General features: G+C 34.2%; 19 protein-coding genes. 8 read left to right on the forward strand and 11 right to left on the reverse strand.

What is annotated here, in order from left to right:
- Positions 1-68: 68 nt before the first annotated feature.
- The 3 genes from LPB88_RS13055 to LPB88_RS13065 all read right to left on the reverse strand — a co-directional run bounded on the left by LPB88_RS13055 (position 69) and on the right by LPB88_RS13065 (position 2,772).
- Entirely contained in the window at positions 69-671 is a 603-nt protein-coding gene (locus LPB88_RS13055; RefSeq protein ID WP_230716124.1) for a hypothetical protein, read from the reverse strand.
- A gap of 31 nt (positions 672-702) precedes the next feature.
- Positions 703-1,728, reverse strand: coding sequence for a 2-hydroxyacid dehydrogenase (locus tag LPB88_RS13060; protein ID WP_230716125.1), 1,026 nt, complete (start codon positions 1,726-1,728; stop codon positions 703-705).
- Positions 1,729-1,848: 120 nt separating this feature from the next.
- Positions 1,849-2,772 carry a DUF4274 domain-containing protein gene (locus LPB88_RS13065; RefSeq protein WP_230716128.1) on the reverse strand — a complete coding sequence of 308 codons (924 nt, stop codon included), beginning with the start codon at positions 2,770-2,772 and terminating at the stop codon, positions 1,849-1,851.
- A 243-nt stretch (positions 2,773-3,015) separates the two neighbouring features.
- Between LPB88_RS13065 and LPB88_RS13070 the strand changes: the two genes are divergently transcribed.
- Positions 3,016-3,456, forward strand: coding sequence for a hypothetical protein (locus LPB88_RS13070; RefSeq protein WP_230716129.1), 441 nt, complete (start codon positions 3,016-3,018; stop codon positions 3,454-3,456).
- A 48-nt stretch (positions 3,457-3,504) separates the two neighbouring features.
- Here the strand turns inward: LPB88_RS13070 and hemL are convergent, their stop codons facing one another.
- From hemL to LPB88_RS13095, 5 genes are read right to left on the reverse strand one after another with little or no spacing between them, the layout of a single operon-like run.
- Positions 3,505-4,791: a glutamate-1-semialdehyde 2,1-aminomutase gene (gene hemL / locus LPB88_RS13075; RefSeq protein WP_089352068.1), complete on the reverse strand. Its 1,287-nt coding sequence runs from the start codon at positions 4,789-4,791 to the stop codon at positions 3,505-3,507.
- Between the two features lie 39 nt (positions 4,792-4,830).
- The gene (locus tag LPB88_RS13080) at positions 4,831-5,082 is read right to left on the reverse strand and encodes a hypothetical protein (RefSeq protein ID WP_089352066.1); all 252 of its coding nucleotides are present in this window, start codon (positions 5,080-5,082) and stop codon (positions 4,831-4,833) included.
- 42 nt (positions 5,083-5,124) lie between these two features.
- A complete protein-coding gene (locus LPB88_RS13085; protein WP_230716131.1) occupies positions 5,125-6,012 on the reverse strand; it encodes a glucosaminidase domain-containing protein in 888 nt (295 codons plus the stop codon).
- Entirely contained in the window at positions 6,005-6,901 is an 897-nt protein-coding gene (locus LPB88_RS13090) for a 1-aminocyclopropane-1-carboxylate deaminase/D-cysteine desulfhydrase (RefSeq protein WP_230716133.1), read from the reverse strand. The genes LPB88_RS13085 and LPB88_RS13090 overlap by 8 nt, the downstream gene beginning before the upstream one ends.
- A gap of 3 nt (positions 6,902-6,904) precedes the next feature.
- Positions 6,905-7,246, reverse strand: a complete 342-nt coding sequence (locus tag LPB88_RS13095) for a hypothetical protein (RefSeq protein ID WP_230716135.1) — start codon at positions 7,244-7,246, stop codon at positions 6,905-6,907.
- Positions 7,247-7,358: 112 nt separating this feature from the next.
- On the opposite strand from LPB88_RS13095, the gene LPB88_RS13100 reads away from it, so the two are divergent.
- From LPB88_RS13100 to ilvA, 4 genes are all read left to right on the forward strand, one after another.
- Positions 7,359-7,544, forward strand: a complete 186-nt coding sequence (locus LPB88_RS13100; protein ID WP_230716138.1) for a DUF5522 domain-containing protein — start codon at positions 7,359-7,361, stop codon at positions 7,542-7,544.
- 383 nt (positions 7,545-7,927) lie between these two features.
- Positions 7,928-9,904, forward strand: a complete 1,977-nt coding sequence (locus LPB88_RS13105) for a urocanate hydratase (protein ID WP_230716140.1) — start codon at positions 7,928-7,930, stop codon at positions 9,902-9,904.
- A gap of 49 nt (positions 9,905-9,953) precedes the next feature.
- Entirely contained in the window at positions 9,954-10,490 is a 537-nt protein-coding gene (locus LPB88_RS13110; RefSeq protein ID WP_230716141.1) for a DUF4136 domain-containing protein, read from the forward strand.
- Between the two features lie 275 nt (positions 10,491-10,765).
- Entirely contained in the window at positions 10,766-12,010 is a 1,245-nt protein-coding gene (gene ilvA / locus LPB88_RS13115) for a threonine ammonia-lyase IlvA (protein ID WP_089352060.1), read from the forward strand.
- An 82-nt stretch (positions 12,011-12,092) separates the two neighbouring features.
- On the opposite strand, the gene LPB88_RS13120 is transcribed toward ilvA, so the two are convergent.
- Complete coding sequence (locus tag LPB88_RS13120) at positions 12,093-14,504, reverse strand: RICIN domain-containing protein (RefSeq protein ID WP_230716143.1); 2,412 nt, start codon at positions 14,502-14,504, stop codon at positions 12,093-12,095.
- A 394-nt stretch (positions 14,505-14,898) separates the two neighbouring features.
- On the opposite strand from LPB88_RS13120, the gene LPB88_RS13125 reads away from it, so the two are divergent.
- From LPB88_RS13125 to LPB88_RS13135, 3 genes are all read left to right on the forward strand, one after another.
- Positions 14,899-15,309, forward strand: coding sequence for a group III truncated hemoglobin (locus tag LPB88_RS13125; protein ID WP_230716145.1), 411 nt, complete (start codon positions 14,899-14,901; stop codon positions 15,307-15,309).
- A 97-nt stretch (positions 15,310-15,406) separates the two neighbouring features.
- Positions 15,407-15,853 carry a hypothetical protein gene (locus tag LPB88_RS13130; RefSeq protein WP_230716146.1) on the forward strand — a complete coding sequence of 149 codons (447 nt, stop codon included), beginning with the start codon at positions 15,407-15,409 and terminating at the stop codon, positions 15,851-15,853.
- Positions 15,854-15,992: 139 nt separating this feature from the next.
- A complete protein-coding gene (locus LPB88_RS13135; RefSeq protein WP_230716147.1) occupies positions 15,993-17,750 on the forward strand; it encodes an aromatic amino acid hydroxylase in 1,758 nt (585 codons plus the stop codon).
- 365 nt (positions 17,751-18,115) lie between these two features.
- On the opposite strand, the gene LPB88_RS13140 is transcribed toward LPB88_RS13135, so the two are convergent.
- Together LPB88_RS13140 and LPB88_RS13145 are read right to left on the reverse strand one after the other, a co-directional pair.
- Positions 18,116-18,745 (reverse strand): DUF4230 domain-containing protein, encoded by a 630-nt coding sequence (locus LPB88_RS13140; RefSeq protein WP_230716149.1) that lies wholly within the window; start codon positions 18,743-18,745, stop codon positions 18,116-18,118.
- Between the two features lie 195 nt (positions 18,746-18,940).
- Positions 18,941-21,238: a BamA/TamA family outer membrane protein gene (locus tag LPB88_RS13145; RefSeq protein WP_230716151.1), complete on the reverse strand. Its 2,298-nt coding sequence runs from the start codon at positions 21,236-21,238 to the stop codon at positions 18,941-18,943.
- Positions 21,239-21,241 lie beyond the last annotated feature (3 nt).

The raw sequence follows: 21,241 nt of genomic DNA on the forward strand, positions 1-21,241 counted from the left end.
CTTTTGGTTTAGCAATTGAAATAGGTCATTTTCTTGAAATTCCAAAAATTGATCTTTATAAAATTCAATTAAAACGAATATTTTTCCAACTTCTTCCCATCAATATCTAAAACCTTTGCACTTTCTCTTGAAGCTTCCTCTTTGACAACTTCCTGAACAGATGGATTTGACGGATATTTTCTGTTTTTAAGTTTTAGAAGATGAAATTTCCCTCCACTTACAGCTATTAGATCATAAAATTTTTCAGTTACTGAAGTGGTTACATAAATAGGAAAATCAGTTACCGAAAATTTATTGATTAAACTTCCGTCATTATTCAGAATAAATCCTGAGCAACCATCGCTTCCGCAAAAATAAGCATTCGAGAAGCCTACAAAATACTCGTCTTTTTTGTCATTGTTTAAATCGAAAGCACTGTAATAAAAGAAACGATCGTCTTTGGTCAAGGCTGGTAAATCCGCTTTTAGTAAAACCAAAAGCTGTTTTCTGATTAATTCTACTACTTTATCATCTTTTGGAGCAGCATCGCTTACATCTGCAGTTCCAGCTGCTGTTTTTGTTATGGTATCGGTTGCAACAGCTTCAACGACATTTTCTTTTTCTGTTTTTTCTTTATTCTGACAAGAAAGCATTGTTAATACTCCCAGGGCAGTTAAAAATTTATTTTTCATAATTTCTTTTTTTATTCTTATGATTAATTTTCTAAACCAACAAAGCGGCTTTATTCTCAATATCATTTTGAGCCAATAAAGACTTTATATTATTGAAAGTGACTAAAGCGATTTGCGTTAAAGCTTCATTGGTAAAAAAGGCCTGATGCGCCGTTACCAAAACATTTGGAAAACTCATTAAACGCTGAATCGCATCGTCCTGAATAATATCTGCCGAAAGATCTCTGAAAAAAAGTTTTTCTTCCTGCTCATAAACATCAATTCCCAGATATCCAATTTTACCTTCTTTAAGACCTTCAATAACAGAAGCTGTTTCGATTAATCCGCCCCGACTTGTGTTGATAATCATCACACTGTCTTTCATCAAAGCAATTGACTTTTTATTGATTACATGTTTGGTTTGTTCGTTGAGCGGACAATGCAGCGAAATAATATCACTCGATTTGAAGATTTCATCGAGCGTGACAAATTTTACTCCGTCTTTTTCCATTTCAGGATTCGTTACAATATCATACGCCAGGACTTTGCATCCAAAACCTAAGGCAATTTTCGCAAAAGCTTTTCCTATATTTCCCGTTCCTATGATTCCGATTGTTTTTCCGAATAAATCAAAACCTAATAACCCGTTTAAAGAAAAATTTTGTTCTCTAACTCTATTATAAGCTTTATGTGTTTTTCTATTTAAAGTAAGAATCATTGCCATTGCGTGTTCTGCAACTGCCTGAGGTGAATATGCTGGAACTCGGCAAACTCTTAAATTATACTTTTTTGCAACTTCCAGATCGACATTATTAAATCCTGCACAGCGCAAAGCGATAACCCTCACTCCTTTTTCTGCTAATTGTTTTATAACGGCTTCATTGACAATATCATTTACAAAAACACAGACAATAGAAGTTTTTTCGATCAAAATAACAGTCTGCGGATTTAGTTGTGTTTCAAAAAAATCCAACTCAAAACCAAAGTCGATATTGTATTTATTGAAGAAAGCTTTGTCATACGGTTGGGTCGAAAAAAAGGCAATTTTATTATTGTTTGATGTAGTATTTAAACTCATGATAGTTTATTTTGAATTCTGAACTTATGGTTTTACTAAGTTAAGCAATTAAATGTGAAGTAAATTTCTGATCATAAAAAAAGAGCTTCTACTAAAGCTCTTTTTATCAAAATAGTTTTTTTATTCTCTAAATTTTAAATGATCTGTACTAAAAAGCAATCCAATACCACTGTAAGGATCTCGTTTTAAATCGTAAAAATTATTAACTCCTGCCAAATCTTTGTATAAATCATCAATTATCGAAGATTTTTGAAATCCATCTATTGTATGTCTTATAATTGTATCTGACAAACAAGTTAGCTCTTTTGTGGTGTTTGTAATTCCGATATTATTTCCGGTTTCCCAATCCCAAATAATCCAATCCCAATGGTACTTTTTATGAACAGCATCCATCCATAAATACGATAGATTATTGATTTTTATTTTTCCTAATTCTTTCTCTTTCCAATATTCAATACTTTCAATTATTGCTTTTGTGGCATCCTCAGATTGATTATAAAGAAAGTCAGGATTCGAAATTTGAATAATCTTTATAGCATCAGCAATTTTGGTTGCAATTGTTTTTAATTCCTTTTCAGTGGGTTTTCTTAAAAAAGCAAATTCAATATCTTGACGTTCAAAAACATTTCCCGGCGATTTCAATAGCATTTCTGATGGAATACATTTTGTATTAGAATGTTCATCCAGAAACTCTTCCTTTGGATCAAAAGAAAAATTTTCAGCTGCATAAAAATTGGAAACATATCTTTGTTCGATTTCTTTTATCAGTAAATAAGCCTCATAATTTATATCTTCTTTTAGTGCATCCTCATTTTCAAACCTGCAAAAATAATCCGGTTGCAGCATCCAATATAAACAAAGTGCTGAGCCTTTGTCCAGATGTTTTTGCCTGATAATCCATTCAAAAGGTTCAAGTCCGTCATCATAATTCCAATGCTGAATAAATTGATGTAATTCTGCAGCAGTTAATTTTTGATACGACATCTCATTATTTACCGCTTTAAGAACACGATTTTTACTTTTCTTATTGAATAATTCTTCCATTTTTATTTTCTGATGCTCGGTTTTAAATCTTAAATATTATAAGCAAATTTAAAAACCAATTCTTACAAAAACATCACAAATAACAAAATAACTCTTTAGACCTGAGCTAAAACCCTCTGTATCAATAAAATCATTTTATTTTTTGTATTTAAATTTGTTAAATAATCTATAATTCTGATTATCAGATTAAACCTATTGAATTTGATAATGTCTAACTCCTATAACAATTAAAAAACTTACATCATGAAAAAATTATTTATCGCAGCTTTGTTATTCATCGGAGTAGCAAGTTTTGCACAAGAAGCGGATCAAAAGCCAACTCACGAACAAAGAGAAAAATTAACTCCGGAACAACGCAATGACAAACAATTAAAAAAACTTACTTCTGAATTAAATTTAGATGCCAATCAACAAGCGCAAGTAAAACAACTTCTAACTGACAGAAGTGCTAAAGCAGAAAAATTCAGAGAAGCCCGTAAAGCAAAAAAAGACAGCGATGTAAAACCTACTGCAGCTGAAAGAGAAGCTTTCAAAAAAGAAGTAATGACTGAAAGAGATGCAAATGATGCTAAAATGAAATCTATCTTAAATACAGACCAATACACTAAATGGAAAGCAATTCAAGAAGAAAACAAAGACAAAGCAAAAGAAAAAATGAACGAATATAAAAAAGAGAATAACTAATTCATTTTATAAAAAAAGAGGCTCAAATTTGAGCCTCTTTTTTGTTTTTTAGAATGTTTTTGAAACCTTATCAATTGCATTAATTGTAAAGTCTAAATCTTCATACGTTAATGCATCTGTAATAAACCAGGTTTCATACGCAGATGGCGCAATATAAACGCCTTCGTTTAATAAACCGTGGAAGAATTTCTTAAACGTTTCGTTATCTCCTTTTGCAGCCGTTTGAAAATCAACAACCGGATTTGCATCAAAGTGAACAGAAATCATTGAACCTACTCTATTGATGGTAAAAACAACATTATTTGCTTTTAAAACTCTATCGATCCCTGCTTCTAAATAAGCTGTTTTTTCGTCTAAACGATCAAAAATTGCACGATCATTATCTAATGATTGTAACATTGCTAATCCTGCAGCCATTGCCAATGGATTCCCAGACAATGTTCCTGCCTGATAAACTGGCCCAAGTGGTGCAAGATAATTCATGATTTCGGCACGTGCAGCAAAAGCTCCAACTGGCAAACCTCCACCAATTACTTTTCCGAAAGTAACGATATCAGCATTGATATTGAACAATTCCTGAACTCCACCGCGAGCCAAACGGAAACCTGTCATTACCTCATCAAAAATTAGCAAAATTCCGTTTGCGGTACATAAATCTCTTAAACCTTGCAAGAAACCTTTTTGAGGCGGAATACATCCCATATTTCCGGCAACCGGTTCTATAATTATAGCGGCAATTTCGTTTTTATTAGCTTCGATTAAAGTTTTTACATTCTCTAAATCATTGTATTTTGCCAACAAAGTATCTTTTGCAGTCCCTTCTGTAACTCCCGGGCTATTTGGAGATCCAAAAGTTACGGCTCCACTTCCGGCCTGAATCAAAAATGAATCCGAATGTCCGTGGTAACAACCTGCAAATTTGATTATTTTATCTCTTTTTGTAAATCCACGAGCCAAACGAATTGCACTCATACAAGCTTCTGTACCTGAATTTACAAATCTGATTTTATCAATATTCGGAACCATAGAAACCGCCAAAGCTGCAATTTCAGTTTCTAATTCTGTTGGCATTCCAAATGAAGTTCCCAATTTTGCTTTTTCAATCACAGCATCCACAACTGGCTGATATGCATGACCCAAAACCATTGGTCCCCAAGAATTGATATAATCTATTAATTTATTTCCGTCTTCATCATACAAATAAGCACCTTTGGCACTTTTTACAAAAATAGGAGTTCCGCCAACCGCTTTAAACGCTCTAACTGGTGAATTTACTCCTCCCGGAATTACTTTTTCTGCTTCAGCAAAAAGCTGACTACTTCTTTTATATATCATTATTTATTTTAGATTTTTGAGTTCAGATTTTCGATCTAATTAAAAAATTATACGTTGATCTAATATAAACTCATTAAAATATTTTTGTTCTATTTGTTCTTCTTCACTAAGTTCTCCAAGTTTTTTATCAGACATGCCAATAGGAGAATAAAATAACCATTTCCATGTTGGGCGATGTTTTATAAAAAAATGCCTTTCGGCAAATTCATCATGAACATAAACTCCACAAAAAACTCTAATACTTAAAACTACTGCAAAAGCAAAAACTCCCCACAAAATTCTCTTCTTCATAAATCACTCAAAACTTATAATCCACAATTCATAACCAAAAAACTACTGAACTTTCAACTTCTGCCCGATAGAAAGCGCATTATCTGAAAGATTATTTTTCTGTTTTAAATCGTCAACCATTAAATTGAATTTTTTTGAAATCGAATATAAGGTATCTCCTTTTTGAACTTCGTATAAATTTGGATCGTTTGGGTTTATGTTTGTATTAGAAGTTGGTGCACTTTTAACCGCAACAGATTTCTCAAAAGGCTTGTAGTTTCTGCCTGTAACCTGACAATCGTATTGATGCAGATTATAACGCTCGATATAACTTATTAATTTGTCCGGATAATTAGGATCTGTTGCGTAACCACAAGCCCTTAATCCTTTTGCCCAGGCTTTATAATCGTCTTTTTCATAAGTGAATAAACTTGCATATCTCTTTTTTCCAACCAAAAACAAGGCGTGATCTCTATAAGATTCTGAAGCTTCTGGATATTTTCTAAAACATTCCTGTGCTGAATCATCATCATGACGAACACTTTCGCCAAGCCAATCATTATGACATTTTATCCCAAAATGATTATTTGCATCTAAGGCCAAATCTCCTTTTCCGGCTCCGGATTCCAGAATTCCCTGCGCCAGAATAATACTTGCAGGAATACCATATTTCGTCATATTCCCCATTGCAATATCTTTAAATTGCAATATATAATTGTTAACTAAATCGCTGGTTACAACTGTTTTTGAAGTAGACTGAATAACCTCAGTTGTATTATTTGTAGAAGGGTAATTTTTGCCAATTGGCTTAGAATAAGTTGGCTTTTTGGTCGTTGCCACTCTTGGCCTCTGTACTGCTGCTGCTTTCTTAGTCGTCGCAATAGTAGGCTTACTAGAGGAACAACTTACTAAAGTTGCCAGAATTAAGAATGTTATTATTTTTTTAACCATTGCATTTGAGTATTGGTAATTTTTTCTGCTTCAATTTTATATTCATTCCCTCAATTCCTTGTAATCCGCCGGTATGAATGAGTAAAATTTTTGAATTTGCAGGAAAATAGTTTTTATGTATTAAGTCTATAACGCCAAAAACCATCTTTCCCGTATAAATTGGATCTAAAGGCACCTTATTTTCTTCAAAAAAAGCATTGATAAATTCAATTAATTCTAAATTTATCTTCCCATAACCTCCAAAATGATAGTCAGAAATTAAATTCCAGTTATCTTTTTTTGCAAAAATACGAATTTCATCGGTTAAAAAGTCACCTTTTAACGCCGGAAATCCTAAAATTTTCTGATGTGGCAATGCACTATTGATCAATCCCGATATGGTTCCGCCCGTTCCTACCGCGCAGCAAACGTAATTAAAAACAGCATCTTCCGCTGTCAAAATCTCTTCACAGCCTTTTACCGCCAATTCATTTGTACCGCCTTCTGGCACTAAATAAAAATCGCCAAATTTCTCTTTTAACTTTTCTACAAAGGAATTTTCGCTTTTATGTCGGTAATCTTCTCTGGAAACAAACTCAAATTCCATTCCGTTTTCCTGAGCAAATTTCAAGGTTGGATTTTCTTCAATTTTATCAGAAAGTTCGTCACCACGAATAATTCCAATAGTTTTAAAACCTTGTTCTTTTCCCGCAAAAGCAACCGCCGCAATATGATTCGAAAAAGCACCGCCAAATGTTAATAAAGTAGTTTTATTTTCGGCTTTCGCCTGAAGTAAATTGTATTTGAGTTTTCTAAATTTATTTCCTGAAACAAAAGGATGAATCAAGTCTTCTCTTTTAATAGTCAGAGAAATATCGTTCTGGAAAGTGATATGAATTTCCTGGTTCAAAATCTATTTTTCTTTTAAAGTTAAGTAATTCAAAAAACAAAAAAAAGATCGGTTTTTCAAATAATCAGAATCTGCTTCATTCGTATACGCTTCTCTTTCAAAGCTTATATTTCGGTACGCCAAATCCTTATTTTTATATTGTATCAGCCTAATTATATATTCTAAAACATAAAAGATATAAAAAGGAAGAACCAGCAATTCTAATTGTTGTCGGAGATGGATTTTTTCGTGATTGACAAAAACGGGATTTTCTTTGTCCTGATTGTATTTTAAAAACACAAACGGAAAGACAGCCATTCCTCGATATCCTTTCGGAATTAAATATTTAGCAACAATCAGAAACATTAGCTGTAAAATTTATAAATTTGTAGATAAAATTTGTTCGATTTCACTAAAATCACAATCAACACCATGATTTTGACTTTAATAAAAAAGAACGGGAACCCTAAACAGATTTATGGAAGAGCAAAGTAATGAAAATAAACTAATCGAAGGCGAAGATTTTTACTATACGCCCGAAGGTTATAAATGCTTTACCGAAAAACACCACCTAAAACGCGGTTATTGCTGCAAAAGTGGTTGCCGTCATTGTCCGTATGGATTTGATAAAAGAACAGGTGAAATAAGAAAGAAAACTAATTAGAAAATGTGGCAATGTGACAATGTGCCAATTAGATAATTTTGTCATCCTGAGCGAAGTCGAAGGATAAATCTAAAATCAACAATCTAAAATTATATATGGATATTCTCTTGCGAAAATTTAGGATTACGATCCACAAATCCTATCACAGGTCGGATATTCGTTATCCCTAGTTTAATTAGAAAATGTGCCAATTTGAAAATGAGATAATTTAAATAAATTCCAAATTTTAAATTCCAAATTCCAATTGCATCAATTAACCGTCGGTCACATTTGAGCCCCTGCAGGGCGACATAATCTAAAAAACAAAAAATTAATCTGTTGTTAATCTGGCTAAATTATCTTAGCCACTTAGAATCTTAGCAACTAAGCACCTTTTCAAAAAAATGACTTTCAAAGAAGAAATACAACAAGGAATTCCAAGCATATTACCACCAAAAAAAGAATACGATTTAGCGATTAATCATGCGCCAAAACGAAAAGAAATCCTTTCGGTAGAAGAAAAAAAACTAGCTTTAAAAAATGCTTTACGTTATTTTGATGCCAAACATCACGCAGAATTAATTGTCGAATTCTCTGAAGAATTAGAAAAATACGGACGTATATATATGTATCGCCTTCGTCCGGATTACAGAATGTACGCAAGACCAATCGACGAATATCCGGGGAAATCATTGCAGGCAAAAGCGATTATGCACATGATTCAGAACAATCTGGATTATGCTGTTGCGCAACATCCGCATGAATTAATTACTTACGGCGGTAACGGAGCTGTTTTCCAAAATTGGGCGCAATATTTATTGACAATGCAATATTTGTCTGAAATGACAGATGAGCAAACGTTGACGATGTATTCAGGACATCCAATGGGGTTATTCCCTTCGCATGCTGAAGCTCCAAGAGTTGTCGTTACAAACGGAATGGTAATCCCAAATTATTCCAAACCGGACGATTGGGAAAAAATGAATGCCTTGGGCGTTTCGCAATACGGACAAATGACGGCAGGAAGTTATATGTACATTGGACCACAAGGAATTGTACACGGAACGACGATTACGGTTTTGAACGGTTTTAGAAAAATTAAACTTAATCCGGAAGGAAACTTATTTGTGACTTCTGGATTAGGCGGAATGTCCGGTGCACAACCAAAAGCAGGAAATATTGCAGGTTGTATCACGGTCTGCGCCGAAGTAAATCCTAAAATCACTAAAATTCGCCATGAGCAAGGATGGATTAATGAAATCGTAACCTCAACAGAAGAATTGGTAAAAAGAGTCAATTCGGCGAAAGCCAATAAAGAAGTGGTTTCGATTGCTTATTTAGGAAATGTCGTTGATGTATGGGAATGTTTCGATAAAGAAAACATCAAAATTGATTTAGGTTCTGATCAGACTTCGCTTCATAATCCGTGGGCTGGAGGTTATTATCCTGTTGGAATTTCGTTTGAAGAAGCGAACGAAATGATGGCAAACAATCCTGAATTATTCAAAGAAAAAGTTCAGGAATCTTTACGCAGACAAGCCAAAGCGATTAACAAACATACCGCAAAAGGGACTTACTTTTTTGATTACGGAAATGCATTTTTATTAGAAGCTTCCCGCGCTGGTGCAGATGTAATGGCAGAAAACAATATCGATTTTAAATATCCGAGTTACGTTCAGGATATTATGGGACCAATGTGTTTTGATTACGGTTTTGGTCCTTTTAGATGGGTTTGTACTTCTGGAAAACCGGAAGATTTACAAAAAACCGACAACATTGCAAGTCAGGTTTTAGAAGAAATGGCAAAAACGGCTCCAAATGAAATTCAGCAGCAAATGCAGGATAACATTAAATGGATTAAAGGCGCTCAGGAAAATAAATTGGTTGTGGGTTCTCAAGCCAGAATTTTATACGCTGACGCTGAAGGCCGAATTAAAATTGCAGAAGCTTTTAACCAGGCGATTGCAAAAGGCGAAATTGGAACTGTTGTTTTAGGACGCGATCATCACGACGTTTCCGGAACGGATTCTCCTTACAGAGAGACTTCTAATATCTATGATGGATCTCGTTTTACGGCCGATATGGCGATTCAAAACGTGATTGGAGACAGCTTTAGAGGCGCAACATGGGTTTCAATTCATAATGGCGGCGGAGTTGGCTGGGGAGAGGTTATAAATGGCGGATTTGGTATGGTTCTTGATGGTTCTAAGGAGGCTTCAAAACGCTTAGCATCAATGCTTTTTTGGGATGTTAACAACGGAATTTCAAGAAGAAGCTGGGCTCGAAACGATGAAGCTATTTTTGCCATAAAAAGAGCTATGGAAGTTCAGCCTTTATTAAAAGTGACTTTGCCAAATATCGTAGATGAAAATCTATTCTAGACAAAGATTCGTATTTAATTTAAAATGAGAACATTAAATTTTTAAATATATGAAAACATTCAAATTAGTACCCGTTTTTTTGCTCTTAATACTAGCTTCATGCAGTACAGTTAGTGTTTATTCTGATTATGATAAAAACGTAGATTTTGCGCCTTATAAAACTTATGCTTTTTTTAAGCCCGGAATTGATAAGGTTGAAATTTCTGATTTGGATAAAAGACGTATTCTACGTGCCATTGATGATCAAATGCAAGCCAAAGGTTTTACAAAAAGTGAAAATCCTGATTTGTTAATTAACATTTTTACCAAATCAAGAGAACAAGTTGATGTAAACCAATTTAGCGCCGGATGGGGCTACGGTTGGGGCTGGGGATGGAATCCATACATGATGTACGGAAACCAGACAACTGTTACAACTTCTACAGAAGGAACTTTATTTATCGATTTTATAGATGCCAAAAAGAAAGAAATGATCTGGCAAGGTGAAGGTATTGGTACTTTGACCAAAAACGTGGATAAAAAAGATGAAAAAGTTGCTGAATTTGTAACTAAAATTTTAGCTCAATATCCTCCGGTTAAAAAATAATTAATACATTTGCGATTCAATTATCTGAAATGAAAAACTTAAATATCATTATTATCTCTATTACTATTATTGCAATTCAGCAATAATGGCGAGGTATTATATAAATAAGTAAACAAAATACAATTTATAAAACCTCCCAAATCGGGAGGTTTTTTTATTTAATGAAATTTTAAAATAGCCACGAATTACACAAATTAGCACGAATTAATATTTTAGCGTCAAGCAAATAAAAATTAGAGAAAATTTGTGCAATTCGTGGCAAAAAAACAAACACAATGAATCTATTTAACGAAGTTCTTGCTGCCAAAAAACAGCTTGAAAATGTAGTTGCTGCTACTCCACTCACACAAAATTTGAATCTTTCGGAAGAATTTAAATCTACTATTTTATTAAAAAGAGAAGATTTACAAATTGTGCGGTCATACAAAATCAGAGGCGCTTACAACAAAATCTCTTCGTTAAATGATGCCGAAAAAGCTATCGGAATTGTTTGCGCAAGTGCCGGAAATCACGCTCAGGGCGTGGCTTATTCCTGTCATCTTTTGCAGATAAAAGGCAAAATCTACATGCCAAAAACAACTCCAAAGCAAAAAGTAAAACAAGTACAATTATTCGGGAAATCATTTGTCGAAATCGTTCTTATCGGAGATACTTTTGACGATGCTTATGCTTCGGCTACAGCCGATGCCATTGAAAATCATAAAATCTTTATCCATCCTTTTGACGATGAAAAAGTTATTGCAGGTCAGGGAACTGTCGGATTAGAAATTCTGGAAAACTATAAAGAACCTATCGATTATGTTTTTGTTCCGATTGGCGGCGGCGGACTCGCTTCCGGTTTATCTGAAGTTTTTAAACATTTAAGTCCGAATACAAAAATTATTGGCGTTGAACCAAAAGGTGCTCCTTCGATGAAAACTTCGATCGAAGAAAATAAAAACACCCCATTAACCACGATCGATAAATTTGTAGATGGTGCAGCTGTAAAACAAGTTGGTGATAAGACTTTTGAAATTTGCCGTTATAATTTAGAAGATATCGTTCTGGTTCCCGAAGGAAAAGTTTGTACCACGATCTTGCGTTTATATAACGAAGAAGCAATGGTTGTAGAACCTGCAGGTGCATTGACAATTGCAGCTTTAGATTTTTATAAGGATAAAATAAAAGGTAAAACGGTCGTTTGCGTTGTAAGCGGAAGTAATAACGACATTGAAAGAACTGCCGAAATAAAAGAACGTTCTTTATTATATGAAGGCTTAATGCATTATTTCATGATTCAGTTTCCGCAGCGTCCGGGAGCTTTAAAAGAGTTTGTAAACAATATTTTAGGTCCTGATGATGATATTACTTATTTTCAATTTGCCAAGAAAAACAGTCGTGAAGTAGGTTCTGTAGTCGTTGGATTAGAATTGAAAAATAAAAAAGATATTCTGGCTATTAAAATGAATATGACCAAAAATGGTTTTGAGTTTCAATACCTAAATGACAATCAGGATTTGTTCACGCAATTAATTGGATAAAAGCAAAAGGCTGTCTGAAATCAGAATCAGACAGCCTTTAAATTCAAATATAAAATTACTAATTGAATTCTAAATTTGTAAACTATTGTTTCAGGATTTTTTTAGAATAAGAACCTTTACTATCGTTTATTCTAACAATATAAAGTCCTTTTGGCAATCTTGAAATTTCAATTTGAGATTGATTTCCTTTTTCAAAATTCACGGCTTTTTTCAAAACAGTTTGTCCTGTCACAGAAAATAATTCAACCATTCCCGCTCCTTGATGATTCGTGTCAATTTTTAAATATTCATTTGTAGCATTGATATAAACAAGCATATCATTTTGGTTTTCAATTTCAGTTGGAACAGCTTTTACTGATGCGCTTTTTCCGGCAACTGTTTCAACTTGTACAAATTGCCATTGTTGATTTAATCCGCTGGTATATGCCCAAACTTGAATATTAGCTCCGTTTGCAGTTGAAACATTTTCAACATCCAGAGATTTTCCGCTATTTAGATTTATGATTTTATAATAACCACCGCCAAGACTTGTAACCGTCCATTTGAAGTCATTTGTAGCTGCGAATGTTTTTTGCTGCACTTTTAATCCATCAGCAGTTCCATTATTTTCCGGAGCAAGATACATTCCGGTCGATTTTACAATGATGTAAAAATTACCACTTCCGTCAGGAACAAATTTCCAACGCTGATTACTTCCTCCACCATTCGTAATATCGTATTGCTGAATACGTCCTCCGCTCGTAGTTGAATTATCTGCAACGTCTAATCCTTTATTGCTGTTTCTTGAAATAATATTGTAATAACCCGGATAAGTCGATGATGAAGCTGTAACAGTAATTGTGCTTGTTGCTGTTTTCGATCCGTCAACTGTTGTAACTGTAATAGTCGCCGTACCAGCAGAAATTCCAGATACTAAACCTGTAGCATTTACAGAAGCTACAGCCGAGTTGCTTGAGCTCCATGTTACGTTTTTGTTTGTTGCATTACTTGGCGCAACTGTCGCTGTTAACTGTGTTGAACCTCCCGCCGAAATCGAAGCTGAAGTTGGACTAACACCTACTCCCGTTACTGCAACCGGAGCAGTTGTTGCCCAATTAAATGTAACAGCTGATGAAGCCGGAACGGTGTAATCAAATGCTGATGATCCCGAAACAACTTTAATAGTATTTGCTGATCCTGAATTATAGATAACAAGCGAAATAGATCCGTCAGGATTTTTAAATCCAGCAGAAACAATTGAACCGTTTGTACTTGAAGAAGAAATTCTTAAAGCTCCTGGTTTTACAAATTTTGAGATTTGACCAATAATATAATACGCTACATTTTTAGTATAACTTGTACTATTGTTAACCGTTATAGCACCCAAACAAGTATTGCATCCGCCGGGAGTACGCGGTCCTAAACCTGAGTTGTTTGCAGCATTCCACTCCAGAACAGTTTTTGACCAGTTATTAGTACTTCCAATAACGACGTTTTGCATGTGCCAGCCAAAATCTCCGCTAAAGCTTCCGCCTGATCCTGTGTATTGTTCTGTAAAATAAACATTTTTATTGGTTGCATTTCTTACTGTCGACATTGCCGAGATATTTCCTAAATACAAATGAAATGCCGCGCCATCAACATAACTGCTATTGTTTAAAACATCAATAGGATAAGCTGTATTGTCGCAATTGTGATCAAAAGCTATAATTTTAGTTCCGCCATATCCGGCCGCAGCCATTTGTGGTCCAAGTTGTTGATTAATAAAGTTCTTTTGTTCTGTTGAATTCATCAACATACTTGGTTCGTTATTTGGATTTTCAGGCTCGTTTTGAGGTGTGATTCCCCAAATAGAAATTCCCTGCGCCGCCATAGCATCAAAATACTTCACAAAATATTTGGCGTAAGCGGCATAATATTGTGTTTGCAAACTTCCGCCGACCCACGAACCGTTGGTTTTCATCCAGCGTGGTGCTGACCAGGGTGTTGCTAATATTTTTATGTTTGGATTAATTAATTGAATCTTTTTTATAATCGGAATCAAATAGGTTAAATCTGGTCCGTTTAAACTAAAGTTATTCATATTTACGTCTCCCGAAGTTTCGTTATAACTATACGAAGAACTGCTTAAATCTGAAGCTCCAATACTAATACGAATCACGCTGGCATTTAAACCTGTAGTAGGATTGTACAAATCATTTAATAACTGATTTTGCTGTGTTGTGGCCATTCCACTAATCACTTCGCAGCTTCCTTCGGTAAGCGTATAACCAAATCCATCCATGGTTTGGTAAGTTGTTCCGGCATTAACAGTTACCATTGAAGGATTCGATCCTGAATTAGCAATAAAGCTCACAGTGCCTTGCTGTTGCAATAGTTTCGTCTGATCTCCCGAGGTTATCCATGGAGTAACGGTTTGAGCATTTACTTTAGTAATAAACAAAAGCAGTATAATGACCTTTATCATTATTGTAGCTTTCATTCGGTTTTTAGGTTTTTGGGTAGTTTTGTGCATAGTTTTTTAGTTTTTTGATAATTTAATTTTTCTCATTTTTTAAGATTAATTTTATTAATACATATCAATATTATGTTAATTTTAATTAAAATGGCAATATTTCAACTTTACAAATACACATCAAATCGAAAATTTTCCTTTACAAAAACTTATCTATCATTTCTGCAAATACCTGTTTTTCAATAAATTAAAACACAAAAACTAATCAAAATCTTACTTAATTTTTACAGAAATGTAAAACAACCTATAATTTAGGCGTTAATTGTGGAAATCGAGCCGAAAAATTAACCGTTGAAGATAATTTACTTTAGATAAAATAATCCTAAAATGATAAATATCAGAAAACATAAACAATCATATATCGTATTTTTGCAGTTCATTATACAGATAAAACATGGCAACTCTTAAAGATATTTCAAACCTCGAGGATATAAAATTAATGGTCAATACTTTTTATGACAATGTTAGAAAAGACGATCTTCTTGGTCCAATTTTCAATGATAAACTACAAGATCGCTGGGCAGAGCATTTAGAAAAAATGTACGGCTTTTGGCAAACTATTTTGTTCGATGTTCGTGCTTATTCGGGAAGTCCATTTCCTCCGCACAAACAATTACCGGTAGATAAATCTCATTTTGATCGTTGGATTGAAATTTTTAATACTACAATTGACACCATATTTTCAGGACCTATTACGGAAGAAGCTAAAATGCGCGCCACGAATATGGCTTTTATGTTCAATCACAAAATTGAATATTTTAGAAATGCCGAAAACGAACTTCGAAATGCATCAGGTAAATCTTAAAAAATATTGAGCAATTAAATTGGATACTATTTTTAATTAAATAAATTTGATTGAATAAATACAGTTAAAAGCCTCAATCAAAACCAACCTATTTAAGATGAAAAAAGTTATCCTGTTCTTTACAATCTGTTTCTCTTTTTTAAACCATTTAAACGCACAATCTCAAACTCCGGTTTCTAATTTATACAAAGGAACTATTGACGGAAAAACACCAATAACTGTTTATATTAAAACAGAAGAAAGCCCTTGTACGGCTGAATTAATGTTTACCTCAATGTATCGCTACAATAAATCAAACAAATGGATTCAAATTTACCCTACGCAGAACAAAAAGGTTGAAAATGAATTTGTAATGGTCGAACATGGTTTCAGCGGTGTTTTAATTTTAAAGAAAACCGGAAATACTTTTACAGGATTATGGATTAGTCCTGACACTCAAAAGCAGTTAAAAGTTGATTTAAAAGAAGTTTCAATGACAAAAAAAGAGATTGAAAGCTTCGAGAAGACAATGGAAAAAGTCAATTACGAGAATAATGACTGCTAAAATTTTCTCTTTACTGCCTGTTCTTTAAAATCTATAAAAACGCAATAAAAATTCATTTCGAACAAAAAAATTGTTACGAATAGCAAAAAATAGCGTCTTAAATTCGTAATTTTACATTCTAATCTACAACGTTTTCGAAATGAATGCAAGTATTGAAACAAACCCGTTATTAGAGCGATTGCCTAAACATTTAAAGCAATTTATTAAACCTCAGGATTATAGTGATTATACTCCGATTAATCAGGCGGTTTGGCGCTACGTAATGCGTAAAAATGTAGATTATTTATCAAAAGTGGCACATAACTCCTATTTGGATGGTTTGAAAAAAACCGGAATCGAAATTGATTCTATTCCAAGTATGTACGGGATGAACCGTATTCTGACTGAAATTGGCTGGGCTGCTGTTGCTGTTGACGGATTTATTCCGCCAAATGCTTTTATGGAATTTCAGGCTTATAATGTCTTAGTTATTGCATCAGATATTCGTCAATTAGAACATATCGAATATACGCCTGCACCGGATATTATTCACGAAGGTGCCGGTCACGCTCCTATTATTGCCAATCCTGAATATGCTGAATATTTGCGTCGTTTTGGAGAAATTGGCTGTAAAGCGATTTCATCACACAAAGATTATCAAATGTATGAGGCGATTCGATTGCTTTCTATTTTGAAAGAAGCCGAAGACACTCCGCAGGAAAAAATAGACGAAGCAGAAAAAGCGGTTGCTGATTTGCAAAACAATATGGGCGAATTGTCTGAGATGGCTCAAATTCGAAATCTACATTGGTGGACGGTTGAATATGGTTTGATTGGAACGGTTGAAAACCCAAAAATATATGGTGCCGGATTACTTTCTTCTATTGGCGAAAGTGCCTGGTGCATGACGGATAATGTGAAGAAAATACCTTATGATATCTCGGCAGCAAATCAAAATTTTGATATTACAAAGTTACAACCTCAACTTTATGTCACACCAAACTTTTCTTATTTGAGTTTAATCTTAGAAGAGTTTGCTAATAAAATGGCTTTAAGAACCGGAGGACTTTCGGGAATTCAGAAACTGATTCACTCGAATGCTTTGGGAACTATTGAATTGAGTACAGGTTTACAAGTTTCAGGAGTTTTCACCAATGTAATTGAAGACGAGGGAAAACCTGTTTATATTCAAACTACCGGGAAAACGGCTTTATCGTATCGTGAAAAAGAATTGGTTGGACACGGAACTCTAACACATCCGCATGGATTTGGAAGTCCGATTGGGAAACTGAAAGGCTTTAATTTGGCAATTGAAGATATGAGTCCGAAGGATTTACAAGCGTATTCTATTGTTGAAAACGAAACCGTAAAACTGGAGTTTGAAGGTAATATTATTGTTAAAGGTGAAATCATTACAGGTTCAAGAAACCTGCATGGAGAAATTATCCTGATCAGTTTTAGAAATTGTACAGTTACTCATGGCGAAACGATTTTGTTTCAGCCTGAATGGGGAAATTATGATATGGCAATTGGTAAAAAAGTGGTTTCTGCTTTTTCCGGTCCAGCCGATGTGAATAGTTTTGATCTGATTAATACTGTTCCGAAAACTACTACTATCAAAGCAAAACATACAACTGAACGTGATGATTTAGAAGTTCTATATCAAACCGTTCGTATGATTAGAGAAAATAAAGATTCTAAATCTGAACTAAAATCAGTGTTTCATAAACTGAAAGAAAATCATTCTAACGATTGGTTGCTAACTATTGAAATTGCGGAACTTTTGAAGGGCTCAAATGAAGATCAGCTTTTACAGGAAGTCTTGGTTCACTTAGATCAATTAAAGGTTAAACGTCCAGAAGTGGCACATTTAATTGCCGGCGGATTGGATTTAATTTTTGATAAAGAAGCGGTTTAATGGTTTTGCCACGAAGGCACTAAGACGCTAAGTTTTTTATTATTTCACGCAGATTTTGCTGATTTGAGCTGATCTATGTGGATTTTTTAATCTCGCAAAATTTTTCTACAATCTTGTCATTTCGAGGGACGAGAAATCTCCATGAGAAGCTCGACAAAGATTGGATTCTCGTTGCGGAGTTACTTGCGGAGATTTCTCGTTCCTCGAAATGACAAACAGTACGATTAATCTTTACTTTAATAAAACTTTGCAACTCTGCGTCTTTGCGAGATTCTTTTTATGCATATTTTAAATCATTTTAATCCTTTATCTGTGGCAAAAAAACCTTTGAACCTTTGTCGCTATGAACCTTTGAACCTCCTCCCCTACAATTTCAAATCCTGATTCAACTCTTTCTCTGATTCGATCGTTTTTCCGTTGTATTGTAATTTCCAGCCCATTGAATTTGTCAGGATTAAGATTTTAGACAATTCACTAATCAATCTGTTTTGAGCGTTGGTTTTTAAAGTAGAATTTTCGATTTTCTTAGCCAGATTTGCTTTAACCGATTTGTTGATTTTATTGTAATCGTCTCCCGTAAACGGATTCAGTTTGCTTTGTTCTACATCATAAAACTGAATATCAGGATTGATCGTGATTTCTTCTTTTGGGATATTAAGAATCGTGATTGTTTTGTTTTTTTCGTCGATGTCGTATTTCATTTTATGCAAATCATACGCAACCGTAACATTCGCATTGACAACAACAAGTGCTTTCTTTTCGAAAGAAACCATGTCCATTAAATATTTCTCCTGATTTTTATAGGTGATCACTTCCGAAAAATGACCTTCAGTGACAACCAATTTTCCAACATTCAGGATTTGCTGCTGGATCAAATTGGTGTTATAATCGATTGTAGAATCATCGTCTTTTTTGAACTGACAATATTTGAAAGCCAAAACGACCAAAAGTACGACTGAACCTAAAACTATAATTCTTTTTATTAAATTTTGCATTCCATTAATTTATTAGACCAATTTACAAAATGTGAATTAAAGTTTGCCACGAATTTCACTAATTTTCACTAATTCTTTATGCACATAAAAATCAATTTCACGAATTAAAATTTGTGAAATTGAATATTATACGCAAAGTATGTATTAGTGCAAATTCGTGAAATTCGTGGCGAAAAAAAATCGTGGCAAAAAAAACTAAAATGGATAGCCAATTGCGATATTCAGTATCAGATTGTCTTTTCTCCACGGGCCGCTTCCAAAATCAATATCCTTGATTACCCATCTTTCACCTTCTGGCAAATACGGTTTTCTGAGCGGGAATGCTAAATCGGTTCTTAAAATCAGGAAAGATAGATCAAAACGCAATCCTGCTCCTACGCCAACGGCAATATCTTTCATAAAATCTTTGGTAATTTCCCCACCAGCTTTATCAGGATCAGGGTTTAAAAGCCAAACATTTCCTGCATCAATGAATAACGCTCCTCGAACAATACTAAAAAGTTTTGCTCTATATTCGGTACTAAATTCCAATTTTAAATCTCCCGATTGATCCGGCAAATAATTATTTGTTGTCTCTGTATTAAGAAAGCTTCCCGGCCCGAGTGATCTGGCTCTAAAGGCACGAATACTATTGGTTCCTCCCACAACAAATTGTTTTGAGGTTGGCAAAGCACCTGAATTTCCATACGGAAGTCCAACGCCAACGATAATTCTGCTGGCCAATTGGCTTTCTTTTCCAAGTTTTAAATAATGCCTGAAATCGCCTCTCATCTTTACATATTGACTAAACGGAACATCAAATATCTTGATTGTATCGTTTTTCTTTACGTTTGCTCCGGTTACTAAACCTGTAATATTTCCAGCCAAATCTAAATCTCCGCTAAAATAAAACGTATTCTTTCTACGCTTCTGCATTGTATTAGTGTAGGTAAACGTATAAGTTGGACCAAAAATCAATTGCTTTTCGATTACTTTCTTCAGTGACTCATCTTTTTCTGCATCAGCTAAATATTCCGCCGTAACATGATTTGGACTTACGTACGTAACATCAATCACGTTTAACTGATGTTCTTTTCGAATATTTTCTTTCCACTGATAACCAAACGAAGTTTTAAATGAATTTAAGGCATATAATTGTGTTCTGTTTTGATATTCGTATCTCAACGTGGCTTTTGTCCTTGGTACAAATTCGCTTGAGCCTTCAATATGAAAAAACGGAACAATAAATCTCGGCCATGTCAAACTGGTTTCGGTTCCAAGTTTATAGATATTTTTACCGTTATTAGCTCCTGAAAGCTGAAAATCGGCACCGCCAAAAATTGAAACCGTAAGCAATTCAGCTCCTCTAAGTAAGTTTCTATTATTCCAGTTTACGTTAATTTCTGTACCGGTATAACTAGCCGAATTGGTTTTTCCTAAAACCTCAACACGAATAAATTTCTTTGGCAAAAGCGTTAGATAATAATACGAATCTAAGGTGTTTGGTAAACTGTCTGAAGGCTTAAATTCATTTTTTACGAAACTAAAAGTTCCGAGATTCACAAAACGATTCAATGTTAAATTATGATCTTTTCTATTGTACAAATCTCCTTTTTTGAAATAGATTGCCCTGTCAAAAACTCTTGGTTTAAAAGTATCTGCGGTATCAATAATCGTGAAATCTTTGTACTGAACAACATCCTCTGGTTTGTATTTAACACTGTCTTTCGAAATTATAAAATTTGGATACACTACAATTTTATTGATCTTATAGGATGTAAGTGCTTTTGGCGGTGTATCGGCTTTTATTACCAGTCTTATTTTTACTTCATGATCACCTTTACTACTGTCTACCTGAGCCAAAATATAATCAGGATTAAAGTAGTAATATCCCTTTTCTTTAAGTCTTGCGTCTATACGCTCGCGTTCTGCTTTAATGATATCGAGGTCATACGGTTTACCTACTTTTAGTAAACTTCTTCGGCTTGATCTGGCAATTAATCTTGACATTGCCAATGAATCATCCGGAAAAGTCACACTTTTAATGATATATTGTCTTTTGGGAACAACTGTATATTCAGCCGTTACTCTTTTGTTGCTTACGGTAGAATCTGCACTTACACGAGTTTTAAAATAACCACGATTTTCCGTGAAATTTCGTAAAACCGAAGCATTATAATCCAAGTCTACTTTACTAAAAAGTACGGGCGGTTCACCTACTTTATTACGCAGCCAATATCGAATTCCTTTATCTTTTTTAGGTTCTCCGGCAATGTTATAAAACCATAATTTAGGACGTAAACCCAGGAATTGTTTATTAGGTTTTGGACGCAATAAATCTTCGAGTTCACTTTCCAGTGCTTTACGTTCTTTCTTTTTTAAAATAGTATCTTTTATGGTCACAGAACCGCCAGTGTACAACAATTCTCCTTCAGGCAAATATTTAGTATTGCTACATCCTAAAACAAAAAATAAGGATAGCGCAATAAAATATCTGATATATCTTGTTTTCATATT

This window comes from Flavobacterium sp. JAS (assembly GCF_020991455.1).
In the GTDB taxonomy this organism is placed as follows: domain Bacteria; phylum Bacteroidota; class Bacteroidia; order Flavobacteriales; family Flavobacteriaceae; genus Flavobacterium.

What these genes read in the sequence shown, in the direction of transcription:
- LPB88_RS13055 (WP_230716124.1), bottom strand. Translation starts at nt 671, where the DNA reads ATGAAAAATAAATTTTTAACTGCCCTGGGAGTATTAACAATGCTTTCT.
- LPB88_RS13060 (WP_230716125.1), bottom strand. Translation starts at nt 1,728, where the DNA reads ATGAGTTTAAATACTACATCAAACAATAATAAAATTGCCTTTTTTTCG.
- LPB88_RS13065 (WP_230716128.1), bottom strand. Translation starts at nt 2,772, where the DNA reads ATGGAAGAATTATTCAATAAGAAAAGTAAAAATCGTGTTCTTAAAGCG.
- LPB88_RS13070 (WP_230716129.1), top strand. Translation starts at nt 3,016, where the DNA reads ATGAAAAAATTATTTATCGCAGCTTTGTTATTCATCGGAGTAGCAAGT.
- hemL (WP_089352068.1), bottom strand. Translation starts at nt 4,791, where the DNA reads ATGATATATAAAAGAAGTAGTCAGCTTTTTGCTGAAGCAGAAAAAGTA.
- LPB88_RS13080 (WP_089352066.1), bottom strand. Translation starts at nt 5,082, where the DNA reads ATGAAGAAGAGAATTTTGTGGGGAGTTTTTGCTTTTGCAGTAGTTTTA.
- LPB88_RS13085 (WP_230716131.1), bottom strand. Translation starts at nt 6,012, where the DNA reads ATGGTTAAAAAAATAATAACATTCTTAATTCTGGCAACTTTAGTAAGT.
- LPB88_RS13095 (WP_230716135.1), bottom strand. Translation starts at nt 7,246, where the DNA reads ATGTTTCTGATTGTTGCTAAATATTTAATTCCGAAAGGATATCGAGGA.
- LPB88_RS13100 (WP_230716138.1), top strand. Translation starts at nt 7,359, where the DNA reads ATGGAAGAGCAAAGTAATGAAAATAAACTAATCGAAGGCGAAGATTTT.
- LPB88_RS13105 (WP_230716140.1), top strand. Translation starts at nt 7,928, where the DNA reads ATGACTTTCAAAGAAGAAATACAACAAGGAATTCCAAGCATATTACCA.
- LPB88_RS13110 (WP_230716141.1), top strand. Translation starts at nt 9,954, where the DNA reads ATGAAAACATTCAAATTAGTACCCGTTTTTTTGCTCTTAATACTAGCT.
- ilvA (WP_089352060.1), top strand. Translation starts at nt 10,766, where the DNA reads ATGAATCTATTTAACGAAGTTCTTGCTGCCAAAAAACAGCTTGAAAAT.
- LPB88_RS13120 (WP_230716143.1), bottom strand. Translation starts at nt 14,504, where the DNA reads ATGCACAAAACTACCCAAAAACCTAAAAACCGAATGAAAGCTACAATA.
- LPB88_RS13125 (WP_230716145.1), top strand. Translation starts at nt 14,899, where the DNA reads ATGGCAACTCTTAAAGATATTTCAAACCTCGAGGATATAAAATTAATG.
- LPB88_RS13130 (WP_230716146.1), top strand. Translation starts at nt 15,407, where the DNA reads ATGAAAAAAGTTATCCTGTTCTTTACAATCTGTTTCTCTTTTTTAAAC.
- LPB88_RS13135 (WP_230716147.1), top strand. Translation starts at nt 15,993, where the DNA reads ATGAATGCAAGTATTGAAACAAACCCGTTATTAGAGCGATTGCCTAAA.
- LPB88_RS13140 (WP_230716149.1), bottom strand. Translation starts at nt 18,745, where the DNA reads ATGCAAAATTTAATAAAAAGAATTATAGTTTTAGGTTCAGTCGTACTT.
- LPB88_RS13145 (WP_230716151.1), bottom strand. Translation starts at nt 21,238, where the DNA reads ATGAAAACAAGATATATCAGATATTTTATTGCGCTATCCTTATTTTTT.